This is a genomic window from Vreelandella halophila, assembly GCF_009856365.1.
In the GTDB taxonomy this organism is placed as follows: domain Bacteria; phylum Pseudomonadota; class Gammaproteobacteria; order Pseudomonadales; family Oleiphilaceae; genus Halospina; species Halospina utahensis_B.
In genome coordinates this window covers 24,658-44,361 of record NZ_WMEX01000005.1, presented here as the reverse complement: position 1 = coordinate 44,361, position 19,704 = coordinate 24,658, and the positions used below count along the sequence as shown (strand labels likewise).

Sequence of the window (19,704 nt, the reverse complement as noted above, 5' to 3'; positions counted from 1 at the left end):
CCGGGGAAATCCGTAAAGAAGGAGGCACACCATGCTGTACCAGCGTCTGCCCATGCGCCGTGTGGCGTTCATCCAGATTCTGGCCATGCTCTTTCTGGCCTGCATGCCGCTCATGGGTTCAGCGGATATGATTGAAACCGGCAGCGTTGTGGCCGACCAGCAGCTCCAGCACGACCGTGAGGAGCTGCGCGCCATGCTTGACCGGGACGAGGTCAAGGCAACCCTGGAGCGCATGGGCGTGGATCGCGCCCAGGTGTCGGAACGCATCAACAACCTGACACAGCAGGAGCTGGCCTCCTTCAACGAACAGCTTTCCCAGGCACCCGCCGGTGAAGGCGTCGTGGGCATTATTGTGCTCTTTGTGCTGGTGTTCATTGTTACCGACATGCTCTGCGCCACCAACATCTTCTCGTTCGTCCGTTGCATCAACTGACAGCCCTGCTGCTGGCCGCCGTCCTCCTTCTGGGCGGCTGCGCCAGCCAGCCCCAGTGGCCGGAACACACCGGCTCCTCGGCCAGCCACGTCATTGACGGGGTCCCGTTCCATCCCCAGGAAGCCTACCAGTGCGGCCCCGCAGCTCTGGCCACGGTCCTGAACCACCGCTCCGTCGCCACCACACCGGAACGTCTCGTGGACCAGGTCTATGTGCCGGAACGCGGCGGCTCGCTCCAGGTGGAAATGGTTGCCACCGCCCGCGCCCACGGCCTGCTGGCCTATCCACTGGAACCGGAGCTGGGAGCCATCCTCCGGGAGGTGGAAGCGGGTAACCCGGTGCTGGTGATGCAGAACCTGGGGCTCGACTGGTGGCCCCAGTGGCACTATGCCGTGGTCATTGGCTACGACCGCGGCCGTGACCGGATCATCCTGCACACCGACACCCGGCCCCGGCATGCGGAACCGGTCCGTCCCTTCCTGGCCAGCTGGGCGCGCGCCGACCACTGGGCCATGGTCATGACCCCGCCGGATCGCCTTCCGGCCACAGCACGGCCACTGCCCTGGCTGGCCGCGGCCAGTGATATGGAAGAGCTGGGGCAACTGCCCCTGGCGGAGCAGGCCTATCGAACCGCCCTGGCACACTGGCCGGATGCCTCGGCCGCCCGCTTTGGGCTCGCCAACAGCCTCTACGCACAGGAGGAGACGGAGCAGGCTCTGTCCCAGTTCATCACTCTGACCCGGGAAGCCCCGGAGCTTACCGCTGGATGGCTCAACCTCGCCACGCTCCTGGCACGCAGGGGCTGCCCTCTGGCAGCCCGGCACGCGGCGGGCTGCGCCGACACGACTCTTCCGGAAGCCCCCACACCAGCAGGCAGCACGGCGGCCTGCCCGGTGATCCACTGCCCGGCGAAGTGAACCCGGGCGGCAGCTTTCAATCGCACTGCTAGTCTGGAGCGTATAAACAGGAAATACGTCTGTCTCCGGAGGTCATCCATGAGTTACGAGCAGGGCCGGAAAATCCCGGTGGGTATCAGCGCCTGCCTCCTTGGCGAGGAAGTCCGCTACGACGGCGGCCATAAGCATGCCCGCTACTGTTCCCAGGTGCTCTCACACTACTTCGAGTTCCGCTCCCTGTGTCCGGAGCTGGAAGCCGGCCTGGGCGTGCCCCGGCCAGCGATCCACCTGCGTGAACACCAGGACGGCCTGCGCCTGATCACCACCAGTGGCAATGCGGACCATACCGCCTCAATGGAGCACTGGATCCGGGACGCCCTGCCCTCGCTCACGGACCTGCGTGGCTTCATCCTCAAGGCCAAGTCCCCCAGCTGTGGCATGGAACGCATCCGCATCCACAACGAGGAAGGGCAGGTCATCCGGCGGGATGGCAGGGGGCTTTTCGCGCAGGCGCTGATGGAAGCCTACCCGGTTCTGCCGGTGGAGGAGGAGGGCCGCCTGAATGACAGTCACCTGCGCGAGAATTTCATCGAGCGCGTCTTTGTATACGACGACTGGTGTCGCATGATCGAGGCGGGGCTGACCCGGAGCGCCCTTCTGGATTTCCACACACGGCACAAGTTCCAGCTCCTGGCGCACTGCCAGAAGACCTACCGGGAACTCGGCCCCATGCTCTCCGACCTCAAGGCGGAACCGCTGGCGGATATCGCCGAACGCTACATCAACGCCTTCATGAAGGCCATGCAGAAACAGATCACGCGCGGCGACCACGCCAATGCCATGCAGCACCTGATGGGCTACCTGCGCGGTTCCATGAGCGATGCGGACCGCGAGATGCTGCACGAACAGATCGACCTGTACCAGCAGGGGCAGGTGCCGCTGGTGGTGCCCATGACCCTGCTGCGCATGGCCCAGAGGCGGGAACCCGTTGCCTATCTGGAGCGCCAGGACTATCTTACTCCCTACCCGGACGAGCTCGGCCTGCGCAACCACGTCTGATGGGCGGGCAGGCCGGGAGGCCCACACAACCAACAGGTTCCCCGTTTTGCAGAAAACCACGCTGTTACTGACCGTCCTGCTGCTTGCCGCCTGCGCGGCCCCTTCCCTGAAAGATGCGGACCGCATGCGCGCTGATGGCAACCACAAGGCCGCCGCGGAGCTCTATCGCGAGCTTGCCGATATGGGCAATCCCGGTGCGCGCATGAAGCTGTACAACCTTTACCGGGAAACCGGCACAGGTTTTGAGTCGGATGCCAAGGCCCGTGCCGCGCTCGAGACCCTGGCGAACGAACACGGCATCGCGGAAGCCCGGTACCAGCTCGGCCGGATGCTGCGCGAAGAGCGGAAACTGGAGGCCGCCGAGAACCACCTTGAAGCCGCCGCGGAGGCAGGCTACCAGCCGGCTACTGATTATCTGGAAAAGGATGATGGCCTGCTCGCCCGCGAAATCCGGATCGCCCGCAGCTCCCCGGACCGCCAGAAACAGCTGGGGGACGAACTCTTTGAGGGCCGCAACAACGCTCCGAAAGACCGGGAACTGGCTGCCTACTGGTACCGGGTGGCCGCAGAGCGCGGCCACGCCGGTGCCCAGGCCATGCTTGGATTCGTCCACTTCCAGGGCGAAGGCGTGGAGAAAGACGCGGACACCGCCTACCGCTGGTACCGGAAGGCCGCCATGCAGGGCCATGTAGGGGCCCAGGCCAACCTGGGCTACCTCTATGGCGAGGGTCAGGGCACCGAACGGAACCTGAAAAAGGCCTATGCCTGGTCAACCCTGGCGGCCGAAAACGGCAGCCCCCAGGGCCGGAAGAACCAGCGCCTGTACCGGGATGCCATGAGTAATGAGGAGCGCTTGGACAGCCTCGACGAGATCCGCCGTCTGGAGGAGATCATCCACGGCGACTGACCCGCCTGCCACCGCCCGGAAACAGAAAACCCCGCGCCGGAACCACCGGGGCGGGGTTTTCTGGTTTACGACTGATCAGCAGGCGCTCATTCCTCCCAGATCACCTTCTTGTTCTGGTCATACCACTTCGGCAGCCGCTCAGCGTAGTGATCCTCGATCACGTTGCGCTTGATCTTCATGGTCGGCGTCAGCATGCCGTTCTCCATGGTCCAGGGCTCCTTCACGATCACCGCGAATGCCAGCTTCTCGTGGTCCTCGACCTCCGAGTTGACCCGGTCCAGCTCTTCCGCCAGCTCCTTCTCGATGGTCGCGCGGTCGCCGCCCTTCTGGAGCTCCGCCTGGGCCTCCTCGGACAGGGTGATCAGGGCGCAGGGCTGGGGCTGATTGGCGCCGGCCACGCAGACCACCTCCACCCTGGGATGGGTGAACCGGCCCTCGATGGGAACGGGCACCACGTACTTGCCCTTGGCGGTCTTGAACAGATCCTTCACCCGGCCGGTGATGCGGGTATAGCCATTGGCATCCACTTCCGCCATGTCGCCGGTCCTGAGAAAGCCGTCCTCGGTGATTTCTTCCCTGGTCTTCTCATCGTTCTTGTAGAACCCGAGCATCTGCCCAGGGCTCTTCACCTGAAGCTCGCCCTCGTCCGTCACGCGGTGTTCCACACCGGGGTTCGGAAGACCCACCGTGCCAACCTTGGCGTCACCCGGACGGTTGGCATGGGAATACCCGAAGTTCTCGGACATGCCGTAGACCTCAAGCAGCTCCAGCCCGATGTTGCGGTACCAGTGGATGATCTCCGGCGCCAGCGGGGCCGCCCCGGTCAGGGCCGCACGCACGTGGTCCAGACCCAGCTGCTTGAGGATCTTGCGCTTCACAACCCGGTTGAGCAGCGGAACCCGGAACAGCACCTTCTGCTTCTTCGGCGGCAGCTTGTCGCAGATGGCCAGATAGAACTTCATCCACAGGCGCGGTACGGAGAAGAACAGCGTCGGGCGCGCCCGCTGCAGGTCCTCCTGGAAGGTGTCCAGGGAGTTGGCGAAATAGAGCGGGAAACCGAAGTACAGCGAGGACGTCTGGACAGCGGCGCGCTCGGCCACGTGGGCCAGTGGCAGGTAGGAGAGCATGCGGTCGTTCTGGTCCACGGGGAAGATCTGCTTGAGCCCCTCGGCCACCGAGATCATGGTTCCGAACGAGTGCATCACGCCCTTGGGCCTGCCAGTACTGCCGGAGGTATAGACCAGGGTGGCCAGCTCATCCGGTGACGGCAGGTGCGGCTCAGCCAACGGCTCGGTGCGCGCGACGATGTCCTTCCACTGCTCGGTATCCCTGCGCGGCGACATGGGCATGGAAATGATCGGAAGATCCGCCGGGATGTGGTTCTTGATGTCGTTCCAGCCGTCGGCCGTGCCATCGAGCTTGCCGAGCATCATCAGCTTCGCCTCACTGTGCTCCAGCACATAGGCGGCCGTGTCACCATTGAGTGTGGGGTACAGCGGCACCGAGACGTGACCGGCAGCCCAGATGGCCAGATCCGCCATGACCCAGTGGTCGCTGTTCTTGCCCAGAATGGCGATGCAGCTTTTCTCCGGCAGTTCCAGGGATCTGAGGTGGGCGGCCATGCGCAGCACCTGGTCCGCAGCCTGCTTCCAGGTGGTCTCCTCCACCGAACCGTCCGGATAGGGCTGGTTCATATAGACCATGTCCGGAGAACGCTGCGCCCAGTAGAACAGGCTGTGCAGCGTGGTGGGCCTGTCATCAACTTTGATCATCCAAGAGCTCCTGATTGTTATGGTTTATTGGAAAGGTATAAACGTCGGGATACTATTCAACTTCCCCTGTCACTGCATTGGCCTCGATGGCACATTCTCTCCAGAATTTGAATCAATGGGCGGAAGCGGATCACAAACAGTGCAGTGCCTGCCCCTTCATGATGCCCTGCTGAAATCCTTGTAGCGCCCGGGCTTGCCGGCGGGTGGGCGGCCTATCTCGACCCCGGCTTTCCGCAGCTCCTTCTTCAGGTCCCGCCGGAACCGGTGATAGTCCACCTCGGTGGAGTGGCGCCCACCGGCATCAAAATCCAGGTGCGGATTGGCGGCCTCCTCCTGGATGGCCAGGCGCATGTTGGCCGGACGGGCGTAATGCCCGAGGATTTCCTGACAGGCCAGCTTCGCCTGGTAGTCCGCCAGCGGCCAGATGCAGCCCAGAGGCTGGAACAGACCGATGAAATAGAGGTTGCTGAAGTCCGCGTGCATCATCTTCCGGTACAGCGGTACCCGCTCGGCACTGCTGAAGTCGATCAACGACGGGTCGAAGAAAGGGAAGCTGATCCAGAACCCGGTGCAGGCGACCACCAGATCAAACGCATCCTCGCGCCCGTCCTGGAAGATCACGCTGTCTCCATTGAGCTCGCGGACGGCCGGGCGCGGGTGGATGCGCCGGTGGCGGATGAAATCCAGCAGATCCGAGTTGATGGTCGGATGATGGCTCAGCACCGGCCGTCTGGGCCTGGGCAGGCCGTAGTTGCGGTAGTAATCCCCCTGGAGGAGTTTCAGAAGCCCGGTGAACAGCAGCTGCCGGATGCGGTTCGGTACCCAGGTGGGCATATTGGAGCCCAGCACATCCGTCGGCTTGCCAAACATGAACTTGGGCATGAACCACTGACCACTGCGCATACTCAGCGCGACGTGATCCGCCACCCGGGCCGTTTCCACCGCCACATCGCAGGCGGAATTACCGGCACCGATAACAAGCACCCGCTTCCCTCGCCACTCATCACTGACCCCCTTGAAGTCGTGGGAATGCATCCAGGTGCCGTTGAACGTGCCCGGATAGTCGGGGTTCTTGGGATTCCAGTGGTGCCCGTTGGCCACCATCAGGTGGGAAAAATCCTCTTCCACGGCCATGCCGTCGGGCCCTGTCACCTTCAGGTGCCAGGTGCCGTCCTCGTTACGGGTAACCTGATCCACCCAGTGCTCGAACCGGATGACGTCCATGACGCCGAAATGGCGCGCATAGCTTTCAAAGTAGGCGTGCAGCTGGCGATGGTTGGGGTATTCAGGGTAGTCCTCGGGCATCGGAAAGTCTTCGTATTCCGACCACGCCCTGGAGCTGATGATGTGGGTGTTCTCGTAGACACTGGAATGGCCGGTGCGACTGTTGAAGACCCAGTTGCCACCGACCTGGTCACTCTGCTCGAACACAGTGACGTCCAGACCGGCCTCAAGGCAGTTCTTGGCTGCCGTGAGACCGCTGGGCCCGGCCCCGATGACCGCGACCCTTGGGGTTTGATCCATGATGGACTCCGTTGTGTTGTTGTTGGAATGCCGGACAACGTCCTTTTCTACCAGAAAGATTCAGACGTTATCCAGTCATTCCGGCCACAACGGCCCATCAGAAGGTCAGTTCGCGGAATCGACCAGGCTGTAGTCCAGCTTGTTCTCTTCCGGCGAGCTGTTGATGCTGCTCACGGTGCGCCAGTTTCGGCCGATGATGTACAGGATGCACGCGAAGTAGATCCCGATCACCAGGGCACCGACCCACTGGATCCTGAGGAACTCCAGCTGGAACAGCAGGGTCAGACCGATCATGGCCACCAGGTTGCCCGCAAAGTAGGGGCCCTTACCGAAGCGCTTCACCGTCAGGTTCAGGTTGTCGGTGTAAAGGCGGATCAGCGAGTCCAGCGAGTTGATGACCATGGTGATGCCCACCGTGACCATGAGGATGTTGAACACGCCCGTGGTGCCAATGTCCTCCAGATGGTAGTAGTACAGCACCGTAAACCAGATACCGATGGCGATCGACGGCAGGAACAGCATCGCCAGCAGCAGCTGCCAGGTGCGCAGTCCGCCCACGAAGCGCGAAGTGAACTGGCCGATCATGATGGACCAGGCGAACCACCAGTACAGGTAGAAGGCATGGTAGTCGCTCAGCGGCAGCATGAACTCATGGATGTTGCCGAAGTAGCCACCCAGCAGGCTCAGCGTCCCGGCAAAGTCCCCGAAGGTGCCGTTATCGGTCATGAAGGCGTAGTACCAGAACAGTGCGATCAGACCGATGAACATCCAGCTGGTGCTCACGCTCAGCACCCGCACATACTTGAGGCTGGTGCTGGAGTAGACGGCCATGGCAATGGACACGAAAACGATGCCGTAGAAAACCGTCTGCGCGGTGCCGTCATCGCCCATTTCCGGAAGATACCAGGGCAGGTTCTTCAGCAGCAGATAGGCGGTAAAGGCACAGGTGCCGATGATCACTACGTTGTTGATGACCTTCACCACCGGAATCTCGAAGAACTTGATCCGTGGTTCGATCACGCAGAAGTAGAAACAGGTAAGGAAGTAGAAGCCCCAGATCAGGAAGGCCCAGAACCCGAACTCGATCGCGAGCGGGTTGGTGACGCTGTAGTCCTCCGCATAGCCACCGAATTCGGTGAGCGGGAACATGATCAGGCCCACGTCGAGGCCGGAAGTGAACAGAATGGCCATGAAGGTGAAGGTACGCACTGGTGTCACGCCCACCACCTGCAGGTTGCCCCATCGCAGGAGAATCACTGCAATCATGGTGAAAGTGAATACCAGTCCGATACTTAGCCAGGTCAACATAAACCAACTCCTTTGCTGGTTGCGGCGTCAATTTGCTTTCTTATGGCAATAATTCCCCTCCCGGGCCGCCTGGAGCCGTTTACAGGCGACCCGTATCAGCGCTGTCAACACTGGAGAGGAGAGGTGCTTAGCGGAGCACGCGCTCGGGCTCTCCGGCCCGTTGGCGCACACGCCAGTGCTCGTCCATCCCCACCGGCGCATCCAGCGGCGCCTCGGGCTGACGCCCACGGATCAGGTCCGCGGCCCGCTCAGCCACCATGATGGTCGGCCCGTTGAGGTTGCCGTTGGGGATGGTTGGAAAAACGGAGGAATCAACAACGCGCAGGCCACTGATGCCGTGCACCCGGGTTTCCGGGTCGACCACCGTCTGCGCGTCCGTGCCCATGGGGCAGGTGCAGGATGGGTGGTAGGCGCTTTCCACGGCCTGGCGCACGAAAGCATCGATGGCTTCGTCCGAAGTGACATCGGTCCCTGGCTGGATCTCTTCGTCGCGATAGTCATCCATGGCCGGCTGATTGATGATCTCCCGGGTCAGCCGCACGCAGTCCCGGAAGCCCTCCCGGTCGTCCTCATGCTGGAGGTAGTTGAACAGAATCTCCGGTGCGGCCTTCGGATCCGCGGAACGCACATGCACGTGGCCACGGCTCTTCGGTTTGTTGTGGCCCACATGCACCTGGAAACCGTGGCCGGCGAACGCCTCCTTGCCGTCGTAGCGCATGGCCGCCGGCAGGAAGTGGTACTGCAGGTCCGGCCATTCGACGCCTGCTTTCGAGCGGATGAAGGCGCAGGACTCGAAGTGGTTGGTGGCACCCAGGCCATCCTTGTTCAGGATCCAGCGCGCGCCGATCAACGCCTTACTCAGCGGGTTGAGTTTGCTGTTGAGGGAGGTCGGCTGCTTACAGCGGAACTGGAAGTAGAACTCAAGATGGTCCTGGAGGTTCGACCCCACGCCAGGCAACGCGTGATTCACCTCGATACCCGCCTTGTTGAGCACATCCGGGTTACCGATGCCGGAAAGCTGCAGAATATGCGGCGAACCAATGGAGCCCGCAGACAGGATGACCTCGCTGTTGGCCTTCACATCCTGCACCTTACCGCCACGCTCGTAGCGCACGCCCACGGCCTGTTTGCCTTTGAGCAGCACTTTGTGCACCAGTGCGCCTGTCAGCACGGTGAGATTCGGGCGCTTCATCACTGGCCGCAGGTAAGCGTTCGAGGTGGAGGAGCGCACGCCATTCTTCACGGTCATGTGCATGGGCCCGAAGCCTTCCTGCTGGTGCCCGTTGTAATCCCGGGTTACGGGGTAGCCAGCCTGTTCCCCGGCATCAATGAAGGCCTGGTACAGGGGATTCTTCATGTTGTTGCCGTTGGAGGTCCCCACGGGGCCGGCATCACCACGGTACATGTCCCCGCCAAAGACCCAGGTTTCGGCCTTTTTGAAGTAAGGCAGACAGTTCTGGTAGTTCCAGCCCTCGGCACCATGCGCCTCCCACTCGTCGAAGTCCTTCGCGTGACCACGCACGTAGACCATGCCGTTGATGGAGGAGGAGCCACCCAAAACCTTGCCCCGCGGGCAGTGCATGCGGCGATTATCCAGGTAGGGCTCAGGTTCGGTGTGGAACTGCCAGGCGAACTTCTTTGTGTTCATGGGAATGGACAGCGCCGTGGGCATCTGGATGAAGATGCTGCGGTCGCTGCCGCCGGTCTCCAGCAGCAGGACCCGGTGGTGCGGGTCCTCTGTGAGCCGGTTCGCCAGCACACAGCCGGCTGAGCCGGCACCGACGATGATGGTGTCGTATTGGTGTTTACTCATAGGATCCACTCCAAGATGCCAACGGGCGAGGGCGGGGATCCCCGCCCTCGCCTGCTACAGAGTCAGCAGGCGCCGGTTCAGAACGGTGCTTCAATATCACCCATTCCGACGTAAACGGATTTGAGCTGGGTGTAGTGGTTAATGGTCGCCGCGCCGTTCTCGCGGCCGATGCCGGACTGCTTGTAGCCGCCCACCGGCATCTCCGAGGGTGATTCGTTGTAGGCGTTGATCCAGCAGATGCCGGCCTGGATCTGGTGGATCACCCGGTGCGCGCGTTTGATGTCGCGGGTGAAGACACCGGCGGCCAGGCCATACTGGGTATTGTTGGCACGGCGGATGACGTCGTCTTCGTCGCGGAACGTCAGGACGCTCATGACCGGGCCGAAAATCTCTTCCTTCACGATCGTCATGTCATCGGTGCAGCCCGTGAACACGGTCGGAGCCACGAAATAGCCGCCTTCAACACCCTGGGGTGAGAGCTCCTCACCACCGCAGGCCAGGGTCGCGCCCTCTTCCACGCCCTTGCGGATATAGTCCATGACCAGGTCCCGGTGCTTCGCGGAGATCAGAGCGCCAAAGTTGGTCTCCGGGTTCAGCGTGTCACCGGCAATGATGTTGTTGCGGGTACGCTCCAGCACCTTCTCGATGAAGGTCGGGTACAGGTCCTCGTGCACGAACACCCGGGTGCCGTTGGTGCAGATCTCGCCCTGGGTGTAGAAGTTCGCCAGCATGGCGGCGGAGACGGCATTATCGATTTCCGCGTCATCGAAGATGATCAGCGGCGACTTGCCGCCCAGCTCCATGGTGACTTCCTTGAGCGTGGTGGCGGCGCCGGCCATGACCTTCTTGCCAGTGCCCACCTCGCCGGTAATGGAGACCTTGTCGATACCCGGCTCGTGGCTCAGCCAGCTGCCGACTTCGCCCGCGCCCTGGACGACGTTGAATACACCGGCCGGCATGCCCGCCTCCATGAGGATTTCCGCGAGCTTGAGGGCGCCCAGCGGGGTTTCCTCGGAGGGCTTGAAGATCATGCTGTTGCCGCAGGCCAGAGCCGGTGCGGACTTCCAGCAGGCGATCTGCAGCGGGTAGTTCCAGGCCCCGATGCCGGCGCACACACCCAGGGGCTCGCGCCGGGTGTAGTAGAAGTCGCCGCCCAGGTCCTGCTGATTGCCTTCCAGCGCCGGAGCCAGCCCCGCGTAGAACTCCAGGGAGTCCGCGCCGGTGTTCACGTCCACCTCACTGGCTTCCTGCCAGGGCTTGCCGGTGTCGAGCACTTCCACCTTTGCCAGTTCGTCATTGCGTTCGCGTAGCATCGCCACGGCCCGGTTGAGGATGCGTGCCCGCTCCATGCCGGTCATGGCGGACCAGGTAGCAAAGCCTTCGCGGGCGCTTTCCAGTGCGGCCTGGCGCACGCTTTCGTCCGCCACCTCCACTTCATAGATCACCTCGCCAGTGCCCGGGTTCACCACTTCAAAGGTTTCGCCCGTGCTGTTGGCCATGGGTTGGCCGGCCACAAAGTTCTGGTAGCGGGTCAGTGGCATGGTTCGACTCCGTGCTGTGTCAGTGTGTCGTTGATGAACGCCCGGCAGAGCGCCTCGCTCTCGCGGAAGCCCTCTTCCTGGTCGGGCCAGAGAGCGCTGCGCAGCCAGAACCCGTCGATCAGTGCGGCGGTCTGCTTCGCGGCGCTCCGGGCCGCCTCTGCCGGCAACAGCTGCCGGAATGAATAGCAGAGGTTGCTGTAGAGACGGCGGTTGTTGATGTGCTGCAGGCGCGCCAGCCCCGGTTCGTGCATCGCCCGCGCCCAGAAACTGAGCCAGGTGCGGGTGGTGGCCGTGGACCGCTGGAAGTCACTGAAGTTGGCTTCCACGATCGCCACCAGCCGCTGCTGCGGCGTGAGTGTTCCGGCCTGGGTGTGCTCCAGCAGCGCGAGCTTAAGCTCCTCAAGCAGCTGGCGCAGCGTGGCCTCGATCAGTGCCTGCTTGCCGCCGAAGTAATGGCTGATCAGGCCGGACGACATCCCGGCGGTGCGACTGATGGCGCCAATGGTGGCGCTCTGGAGCCCCAGCTCACCCACCACTTCAAGGGTGGCTTCAATGAGCTGGCGCCTGCGTTCTTCCTGTACTCCGACCTTGGGCATAAGTTGATTAACCGTTCAATTAAAATAAGGATAGCCTGCTGATCGCCATTGATCAACAGGCGCGTGATAGGTTGATGGTAACCCAACCACAGAAACCTTTCAGATCAGTAGCCTGCCGACAGGATGCATTTTCGGATTTCCGCTACACTGGCGACAGCACGCGACGCCACCGGGAGGTCCATGACCCCGCTCCGATTCATAGACCGGCTCAAGTTCTTCCTTGAACGCCAGCTCATCCGCGGCGCATTTTTCCAGCTGATGGTGGTCGGGCTGCTCATTGCCCTGATCTCGCTGATCGGTGGTCTGCTGGTGCTGCCACTGGAGGGAGCCTTCTCGGACCTGGGTGAAGCACTCTGGTGGGCGTTCCTGCGGCTGACGGACCCGGGGTATCTGGGCGATGACCAGGGCAGCTGGCGGCGGGTGGTTGCCACGCTGCTGACCATCAGCGGCTATGTGGTGTTCATGGGCACCCTGGTGGCCATCATGACCCGGTGGCTGATCAGCGCCATGACCAATCTGGAACGCGGGCTCACGCCGGTCTCGCTGAAGCACCACATTGCGGTGCTGGGCTGGACCAGCCGCACCCTGCCCCTGATCACCAAACTGCTCAGCACCACCGGCCGGATGCGGCTGTTCCTGCACCGCAATGACACCAAGCGCCTGCGACTGGTGGCGCTGGCCGAGGAAGTCTCCGCCAGCCGGGAGCACCAACTGCGCAGCGAGAGCGGCGTCGGCCGCCGTGCCCGACAGGTCATCCTGCGCTCCGGTGACCCGCTCCAGTCCGAGGCCCTGCGTCGTGTGGCCTGCCTGGATGCGGCCGCGGTCATCATTCCCGGCAGTACCCAGGCCACGAACAGCCTTCTTAACGCGGATACCGAGACCATCAAGATCCTTCTCACCATCGCAGCCCAGGCCAAGGACCAGCGCCGGCCCCTACCCTATGTGGTGGCGGAACTGCAGGACCCGCGCCGCGAACGCATCCTGCACAGCGCCTTTGGCGGGGACCTGGAACTGGTGGCCGGGGACGCCACGCTCAGCCGTTTCATGGTCCAGACACTGCGTCATCCGGGTCTGGCCGAGGTCTTCCAGGAGATGATGATCCTGCCCGATGGCAATGAACTCTACATCCGGTTCCAGGATGAGTGGGCTGGCGAGCCCCTGGCCAGCCTCGACAGCCGGCGGCCCAGCGCGATTGTACTGGGCGTGCTTGAGCGAGCGGGAAGTGGGTGGGTGGTCCATATGAATGCGCCGTCCGAACAACGCCTGCGCAAGGGTGACGGGCTCATCCTGCTGGCACGACGGTTCGAGGATACCAATCCGGCACGCGGGCAGACCCTGGAGCCACTGCATCGCCGGCCGCGCAATGAGGGGGAGAGGCCACCCTCCCGTCACCGGCGTATCCTAATCCTGGGCTGGAACCACAGGGTGCCGGCACTGCTGCAGGAACTGGACAGTTACCCGGGCGAAACGGCGGACGTCACAGTGGCCTCGTTCTGGCCCGTGGAAGACCGCCAGAACATGATCAACGGCTATGTGCCCGAGCCTGGACGCGTCGGCTGCCAGCACGTGAAGACGGACTTCCTGATGGAGGGTGAGATTGCCCGACTGGCCCCCGAACGCTATGACACCGTCATGCTGCTGACCAGTGACCGCATGGGCAGCAACGAAGAAGCGGACGCCCGGGCCATGGTGGGCTACCTGCAGCTCCAGGATCACCTTCAGCAGGCGGGGACGTGGCCGCAGATCCTGCTGGAACTCACTGACCCGCACAATGAGGCCCTGCTTCTGGCGCGGAACAGTGAGATCTTCCTCAGCCCCGTTATGCTCAGCCACCTGCTGGCCCAGGTCGCCCTCCGCCGGGAGCTTCGCCTGGTGTATGACGAACTCTTCACCCAGGGCGGTGCCGAGATCGGCTTCCGTGCGCTTCCCGCAGAGCTTCTGGCAGCCGACACGGACTTCCGGGCGGCGGCACAGTCGGTTGCCACCAGCGGCGAAACCGCCCTTGGCATCCACCGGGCGCAACCAACCCCGGAAGGGCGCCACCTGACCCTCAACCCGGATCCCGGAGAGCCCCTGAACCTGTCAGCGGGGGACCAACTGGTGGTGCTGGGGCGCGAGCCGGAAAGGCACTGCCCCCTCAGCGCCCCCAGAGCCGTTTCATGATGCGGCGCGTGACTGCGGTAGGCATGGCCCCGGAGGTGGACCAGAGCCCTTTCATCGGGAAGGAAACCGGGTGGTGCACACCGCGCCCGCCCCGGATTACGGCCCACACCTGCGCGGCCACATCCTCCGCGCCCAGATTCACCCCCATACCGTCGAACATATCGGATCCGGCCCGGTTGGCGTTCACCATCCCCGTGGCGACGAAAGGCGGCATCAGGTCACAAACACGGATGTCGTACTCCTGCCATTCAATGTCCAGCGCCTCGGTCATGGCGCGCACCGCATGCTTGGTGGCGGAATAGGACGCGAAGTCCGGCGTGCCATGGATCGCAGAGGCCGAACTCATATTCACCACCTGGGCGCCGGGCGTATCACGGAGCCAGGGGAACGCGGTATGGAGGACGTTCAGCAGCCCGGTCAGATTCACGTCCACCTGGGCCCTGTGGTCCTCCAGCGGAATCGCCTCGAAGCGCCCGACCCGCAGAATGCCGGCGTTGTTGTGCAGTACATCCAGCTGGCCCTCGGTGCGCGCGGCGAACCCCGCGAGTGCCTGGCGTACCGACGCGGCATCCGTCACATCCATGACGTGGACACTGCAGTTGGCCTCACCCAGTCCCTCCTGAAGGGTCCGCAATGCCGCCTCGTCCCGATCCGCGGCTCCCACGAACCAGCCTTTCCCGGCAAACAGCTGGGCCGTGGCACGGCCGATGCCAGCGGCTGCCCCGGTGATGAAGATCGTCTTCATGGTTCTCTCCCTGTGTCAGCGTCAGCCGAGTATAACCGGGGCCCCCGGGCCCGGCGGAATGCCCAGAGCGACCCAGACCGCCAGTAATAACGGCCATACCACGGCAAAGGCGATCGCGTAGGGCAGCATCAGCGCCATCAGGGTGCCGATGCCTGCCTCGGGCCGCCATCGCTGCACAAAGGCAAGGACAATGACCCAGTAGGGATTGAGGGGCGTGATGATGTTGGTCACCGAATCCCCGATGCGGTAGGCCGCCTGGGTCAGTTCCGGGCTCAGGCCCGCCTGCATCAACATGGGCACGAACACCGGTGCCAGGAAGGCATACTTGGCGGAAGCGGAACCGATGAACAGGTTGGCCAGCATGGCGATCAGGATGAAGCCGACCGCCAGCACCGGCGCGGGTACAGCCAGAGAGGCCAGCCACTGGCCACCGGTGATGGCCAGCAGCAGCCCGAGCTGGCTGTAGTTGAAAGCCTCGATGAACTGGGCCGCGACAAACGCCAGCACAATATAGGGCGCCAGTGCGGCAATGGTGGCCGACAGCATTTGCGCCACGTCGTGGTTGCTGTTCAGGGTGCCGGCCGCGAACCCGTAGGCCAGGCCGGGCAGCAGGAACAGGATCAGCAGCAGGGGGACCATGGCCTCGACCCAGCGGGCGAAGTTCTCACCCTCGCCGTGGAGTGGCGCCCCGGGAACCAGCACCGCGGCCAGCACCAGGGCCAGGGTAACCCCGAATATAAACCCGGCATGGCGCAGCCCGCGCCCGGGGTCTGCACCCACATCGTCATCCGCCCGGCTCACATGCGCCCCGGCAAGCTCAACGCCGGCCTGCCTTGGTTCCACAACCCGGGCGGTGACCCACCACCCGAGCAGTGCCAGCACCAGGGTGGAGACAATCATCAGCCACCAGTTGGCCGTGACCGCAACCGCGTAATCGGGGTCCAGTATGCGCGCCCCCGCCTCAGTCAGCCCCGCCAGCAATGGATCCAGGGCCGTGATCACAAGGTTCGCACTGAACCCGGCGGAGACCCCGGCAAAGGCCGCTGCCAGCCCGGCCAGGGGCGAGCGTCCCGCCGCGTGGAACAGGATCGCCGCCAGCGGCGGCAGCACCACGTAGCCCGCATCCAGGGTGACCGAAGACAGAATCCCCAGCAGGACGACCATAGGCGCCAGCAGCGCTCTGGGCGTCAGCCTCAGCAGCCGGGCAAGCAGCGCTGGCAGAAGGCCGGAGCGCTCCGCCACGCCAATCCCCAGCATGGCCACCAGCACCAGCCCCAGGGGCGGGAACTGCATGAAATTGTCCACCAGGTGCGAGAGCAGCCACCAGAGGCCATCACTCTCAAGCAATCCTCGGGCCTGCACCAGTTCGCCCTCGCCGGCCGCGCCCGCGGGCTTACGCACGGACCAGCCCGCCCAGGCGGCCACCTGGGAGAGCACCATGACCAGACCCAGGGCCATGGCGAACAGGGTGACCGGATGCGGCAGGGCATTGCCCGCCCGCTCGATCCGATCCAGCCAACGGGTTGAAGAAATCGCGGGTTTCATGTCACGGCCCCATGCGGCAGAACATCCTCCGGATAGATGGCCAGTTCGTTCTGGTGGCGTGCGAAATCCGGATCGTGCTGCGCTGGTGTCCGCAGGATGCGATCAACATAATCGGCCGGGAATGCATTCTCCCGGGCCCCGATCAGCACGTGCGCCCGGTACCAGCTGTAGGGTGTCAGCGAGGCGTCCACATCCGTGGCGGCGTACATCCCCGCCTCCAGGGAGTCCCCTTCCGGGGTCCGGGGCCGGATCAACGCCTCCTCATAGCCATTCCCCAGCCCCTCAATCCGGTCCAGGATCGGTTTCTCGCGATCCGGGATGTCATAGACCACCCCCAGGACCCAGTCACCCGGATCGCCAGTATGCAAGGCATCGCATTTGGCCGAATGGTCTTCGCGGCTGCGCTTGTGGAAGACCAGACGGTGACGGTGCAACCAGCCAACCGTCAGGAAACGGGATTCCGGGACCCGGGCCTGGAGGCGGCGAATGGACATGTTCGAGCCATAGGCAAAACAGAGCATTGATGGAACCTCTCCCGAAGACGTGCAGTGCCCGAAACTGCCACGGTTACCCGCCCCGGGCAATACATGGAATTGGAAGATCCTATAGGAGCCGGCTGAACCATAGCGTCTTTTCCGGCTAGAATGAGACATAAACCGGACCGGAGACGCTCGCTCCATGAGCGCAGAACTGTTCACCCGATGTTTTGTCGCCACCTATTTCCTGTTGATCGGCCTGTTCTTCACCGGGCGGACACTGGGGCTGAGCGCGCGTACCCGCCACTCCCATATCCATTATGGTCACGTGGGCTCACGCCCCTGGTGGAACCGCCACATATTCAATGTCTTCAGGGCCGCTATCCTGCTGATCAGTGTTCTCCGCATCGGACTTCCGGTGGATCCCTGGCTGGGCATCATCGAGCCACTCTACAGCGCGCCGGTACTGTTGTCGGGCGTGGTTCTTCTGTGTGCGGCCTTCACGGGCATCAACTACCTGCAGGCCTACATGCACGAGGACTGGCGCTCCGGGATTGATACTGAAAACCCGCCGAAACTGCTCACCACCGGGCCCTGGTCCCGGAGCCGTAACCCCATGTTCCTGATCATCATGCTGGGACAGCTCGGCTTCTTCCTGGCACTGCCCAGCCTGTTCTCGCTGGTGTGCCTGGTGGTTGGCGTCGCGGTCCTGAGACGTCAGGCCCTGGCCGAGGAGACGAGTCTGAACACGTTGCTTGGTGCGGATTACCGCCAGTACCGGGAGCGCGTCCCGCGCTGGTTCTGAAGCGCCCCGCGCTCAGTGCTGCGCCGGGCGGTAGCCCAGCCGGAAGCCACCCCAGTGGGTACCGTTCACATAGATGGGCACTGACAGATCGTGCATGATCTCCCCGGTATCCCGCCGGTAGGTCTGCAGCAGCATGTCGCGGGTATGGCTGCCACAGCGGGCCCCGGTGCGGTCATTGAAGAGGCGTTTGCTGCGGCTCTTCACCAGATCCACCTGGGGATCCCCGGTCGGCTCATGGGCAAAGACATTGTTGTGGGTGGGCACATAGCCATCCGGCGCGGCGGTGATCGCGAAGACAATGGGCTCCAGCGACTCAACCACGGGCTCCTGAATGGCGGGAAGATGCCTATCCGTAAAGGCATCGAAGGGGCTGTGGTACTTCTGCGGGTCGGTGCCCGGGATCGGGGTGCGCTCTTTGCTGAACAGCTGTTCCCGGGTCAGCTCGCCACGCTCAAGGGCCTGCTCAAAACAACGCGCAATCTCCGCCGCCCCGGTCCTTGCCGCTTCGTAGAAGCGGCGATGGTAGCTTTCGCTGCTGTACAGCGCGAACTCAGCGTTGGTCTGCTCTGCCAGCTCCATCAGCCTTGAAGCCTGCTGCGCCAGCTCGGCAACGGCCTCATCGCTGTCGCGCATCTCATCACGCAGGCTCTCGATGGAGCCGAACATCTGCCCCAGGCTCTCCTCGTTGTGCTGGTCGCCCTCGGCAATCCACCGCACCTGTTCCTCCACCTTCCTTGAGCCAGTATTGATCTCATCCAGCTGGTGGCCAACGGCCTCTACCGAATCAAGGCCATTCTCGACACTGGTGGCCAGCTCCTTGACCCGGGTAACAATGTGGCCGGTGTCCTGCTGTATGGATTCCAGTGTGCTGGACGCCTCTTTGGTCGCCTCCGAGGTACGGCCGGCAAGCTGGCGCACCTCATCCGCCACCACCGCAAAACCGCGACCCTGCTCACCGGCCCGGGCTGCCTCGATGGCGGCATTGAGTGCGAGCAGGTTGGTCTGCTCGGCGATGCCCTCGATCACCGAGGTCACATTCTGGATGGTTTCGGATTTGTCGTTCAGCGCCTGGATCAGCGATACCGTCTCCGAGGACTGCTCGTGCACCCGCCGGACCTGCTCGATGGCTTCCCTCAACGCGGTCTGCCCCTGATCACTGACCTCGCTGGCCTGGCTGGCGGCGGACGCCGCCTCCGACGCCTGCTCCGCGGACTGGCGGATGGTTTCCATGATCCGCCCGGCGTAGTCCGTCATGTGGTTGGTGTTTTCCACCTGACGATCGAGACGACTGCGCAGGCGGTCCGCGGCATAGGAAACCTGGGCGGCCGAGACGGCATTGGCGTCAGCGCCTTCCACCAGCGTCTGCTCCAGTGCTTCACCGGTCCGTGCCTTGCGGAAAATGGAGGGCATGAGCGCCTGCAACAGAGGGTGTTCCGCCTGGGCGTCCGCGTGCGCCTCCCCCTGCACACGCTGCAGCAGTGCCATCAGGGGCAGGATTGCGGCGATTGCCCCCAGAGCCCCCGCCAGAAGAAAACGGTACAGCTCCGGGACAGGCAACCAACTGCATGCCACCGCAACCAGGAGACTCCCGCCCATACCGGCACAGGCCCGTAGTACTACCTGTTTCTGAAGCGCCCCCATACCAGCCACCCTTTGTCTGTCTTATTATTCAAGGTCTCAGGAGAGGTTAGATTATAGCCAGCACGGATGCCCTTATACTTTCGGATGAGCTGCCCCTGCGGGCTAGAGGGTCAGAAAGGGCATCAACGCCAGGTAGAGGATCACGCCAATTCCGATCAGGGCACCAATGAAGGCAAGGGGATTGTGCCGGTATCGCTGGGCGGGTGTCTCGGCTTCCCCACGGGCGAGCGCCTCTTCATGGTCGGACCGGGCCTGCTCGGCGCGCTCGGCCTGATAGTCGGCCAACAGCTGCTCCGCTTCCTCAAGCCGTGATGGGTCATCGAGCCAGATGGCTCCGAAGGACACCATCCAGCGGCTGGGCTCCGTCTCGTAATACGCAATGCCGTGCTCCTCAAGAAGCGTTTTGACTTCAAAGTATTCATCTTCGGGCACGTTGCGCAGGTTGAGGAGCAGATGCCCCATGTCAGGACCTCGTCGGTT

General features: G+C 63.2%; 17 protein-coding genes. 6 read left to right on the top strand and 11 right to left on the bottom strand.

Annotated features, from left to right (window positions below):
* Nucleotides 1-31 precede the first annotated feature (31 nt).
* From GLW01_RS09875 to GLW01_RS09860, 4 genes are all read left to right on the top strand, one after another.
* The gene (locus GLW01_RS09875) at nucleotides 32-433 is read left to right on the top strand and encodes a PA2779 family protein (RefSeq protein WP_202405662.1); all 402 of its coding nucleotides are present in this window, start codon (nucleotides 32-34) and stop codon (nucleotides 431-433) included.
* Nucleotides 421-1,350: a PA2778 family cysteine peptidase gene (locus GLW01_RS09870; RefSeq protein WP_160898944.1), complete on the top strand. Its 930-nt coding sequence runs from the start codon at nucleotides 421-423 to the stop codon at nucleotides 1,348-1,350. The genes GLW01_RS09875 and GLW01_RS09870 overlap by 13 nt, the downstream gene beginning before the upstream one ends.
* 78 nt (nucleotides 1,351-1,428) lie before the next feature.
* Nucleotides 1,429-2,388: a YbgA family protein gene (locus GLW01_RS09865; protein ID WP_151439749.1), complete on the top strand. Its 960-nt coding sequence runs from the start codon at nucleotides 1,429-1,431 to the stop codon at nucleotides 2,386-2,388.
* Between the two features lie 46 nt (nucleotides 2,389-2,434).
* Nucleotides 2,435-3,295, top strand: a complete 861-nt coding sequence (locus tag GLW01_RS09860) for a tetratricopeptide repeat protein (RefSeq protein WP_160898943.1) — start codon at nucleotides 2,435-2,437, stop codon at nucleotides 3,293-3,295.
* Nucleotides 3,296-3,381: 86 nt separating this feature from the next.
* Here GLW01_RS09860 and GLW01_RS09855 read toward each other — a convergent pair whose 3' ends face one another.
* The 6 genes from GLW01_RS09855 to betI all read right to left on the bottom strand — a co-directional run bounded on the left by GLW01_RS09855 (nucleotide 3,382) and on the right by betI (nucleotide 11,849).
* Nucleotides 3,382-5,067, bottom strand: coding sequence for an AMP-binding protein (locus GLW01_RS09855; RefSeq protein WP_202405661.1), 1,686 nt, complete (start codon nucleotides 5,065-5,067; stop codon nucleotides 3,382-3,384).
* A 156-nt stretch (nucleotides 5,068-5,223) separates the two neighbouring features.
* Nucleotides 5,224-6,591 (bottom strand): flavin-containing monooxygenase, encoded by a 1,368-nt coding sequence (locus tag GLW01_RS09850; RefSeq protein WP_160898942.1) that lies wholly within the window; start codon nucleotides 6,589-6,591, stop codon nucleotides 5,224-5,226.
* Nucleotides 6,592-6,696: 105 nt separating this feature from the next.
* Nucleotides 6,697-7,899: a BCCT family transporter gene (locus GLW01_RS09845; RefSeq protein WP_160898941.1), complete on the bottom strand. Its 1,203-nt coding sequence runs from the start codon at nucleotides 7,897-7,899 to the stop codon at nucleotides 6,697-6,699.
* A 127-nt stretch (nucleotides 7,900-8,026) separates the two neighbouring features.
* Nucleotides 8,027-9,712, bottom strand: coding sequence for a choline dehydrogenase (gene betA, locus GLW01_RS09840; RefSeq protein ID WP_160898940.1), 1,686 nt, complete (start codon nucleotides 9,710-9,712; stop codon nucleotides 8,027-8,029).
* 77 nt (nucleotides 9,713-9,789) lie between these two features.
* The gene (betB, locus tag GLW01_RS09835; protein ID WP_160898939.1) at nucleotides 9,790-11,253 is read right to left on the bottom strand and encodes a betaine-aldehyde dehydrogenase; all 1,464 of its coding nucleotides are present in this window, start codon (nucleotides 11,251-11,253) and stop codon (nucleotides 9,790-9,792) included.
* The gene (gene betI, locus GLW01_RS09830) at nucleotides 11,244-11,849 is read right to left on the bottom strand and encodes a transcriptional regulator BetI (protein WP_151439743.1); all 606 of its coding nucleotides are present in this window, start codon (nucleotides 11,847-11,849) and stop codon (nucleotides 11,244-11,246) included. The genes betB and betI overlap by 10 nt, the downstream gene beginning before the upstream one ends.
* 180 nt (nucleotides 11,850-12,029) lie before the next feature.
* Between betI and GLW01_RS09825 the strand changes: the two genes are divergently transcribed.
* The gene (locus GLW01_RS09825; RefSeq protein WP_160898938.1) at nucleotides 12,030-14,012 is read left to right on the top strand and encodes a CASTOR/POLLUX-related putative ion channel; all 1,983 of its coding nucleotides are present in this window, start codon (nucleotides 12,030-12,032) and stop codon (nucleotides 14,010-14,012) included.
* On the opposite strand, the gene GLW01_RS09820 is transcribed toward GLW01_RS09825, so the two are convergent.
* Genes GLW01_RS09820 through GLW01_RS09810 form a run of 3 tightly spaced genes read right to left on the bottom strand, consistent with a single transcriptional unit; the run spans nucleotide 13,987 to nucleotide 16,823 of the window.
* Entirely contained in the window at nucleotides 13,987-14,757 is a 771-nt protein-coding gene (locus GLW01_RS09820) for an SDR family oxidoreductase (protein ID WP_160898937.1), read from the bottom strand. The two genes, GLW01_RS09825 and GLW01_RS09820, sit on opposite strands and share 26 nt — an antisense overlap.
* 21 nt (nucleotides 14,758-14,778) lie before the next feature.
* Nucleotides 14,779-16,302 carry an AbgT family transporter gene (locus GLW01_RS09815; protein ID WP_160898936.1) on the bottom strand — a complete coding sequence of 508 codons (1,524 nt, stop codon included), beginning with the start codon at nucleotides 16,300-16,302 and terminating at the stop codon, nucleotides 14,779-14,781.
* The gene (locus GLW01_RS09810) at nucleotides 16,299-16,823 is read right to left on the bottom strand and encodes a gamma-glutamylcyclotransferase family protein (RefSeq protein ID WP_286173263.1); all 525 of its coding nucleotides are present in this window, start codon (nucleotides 16,821-16,823) and stop codon (nucleotides 16,299-16,301) included. Before GLW01_RS09810 ends, GLW01_RS09815 begins: the two co-directional genes overlap by 4 nt.
* Nucleotides 16,824-16,980: 157 nt before the next feature.
* On the opposite strand from GLW01_RS09810, the gene GLW01_RS09805 reads away from it, so the two are divergent.
* Nucleotides 16,981-17,583, top strand: coding sequence for a methyltransferase family protein (locus GLW01_RS09805; protein ID WP_151439738.1), 603 nt, complete (start codon nucleotides 16,981-16,983; stop codon nucleotides 17,581-17,583).
* A gap of 12 nt (nucleotides 17,584-17,595) precedes the next feature.
* Here GLW01_RS09805 and GLW01_RS09800 read toward each other — a convergent pair whose 3' ends face one another.
* Together GLW01_RS09800 and GLW01_RS09795 are read right to left on the bottom strand one after the other, a co-directional pair.
* On the bottom strand, nucleotides 17,596-19,224 hold the full coding sequence (locus GLW01_RS09800; protein WP_151439737.1) for a methyl-accepting chemotaxis protein: 1,629 nt from the start codon (nucleotides 19,222-19,224) through the stop codon (nucleotides 17,596-17,598).
* A gap of 102 nt (nucleotides 19,225-19,326) precedes the next feature.
* Nucleotides 19,327-19,686, bottom strand: coding sequence for a DUF6164 family protein (locus GLW01_RS09795; protein ID WP_151439736.1), 360 nt, complete (start codon nucleotides 19,684-19,686; stop codon nucleotides 19,327-19,329).
* Between the last annotated feature and the right edge of the window lie 18 nt (nucleotides 19,687-19,704).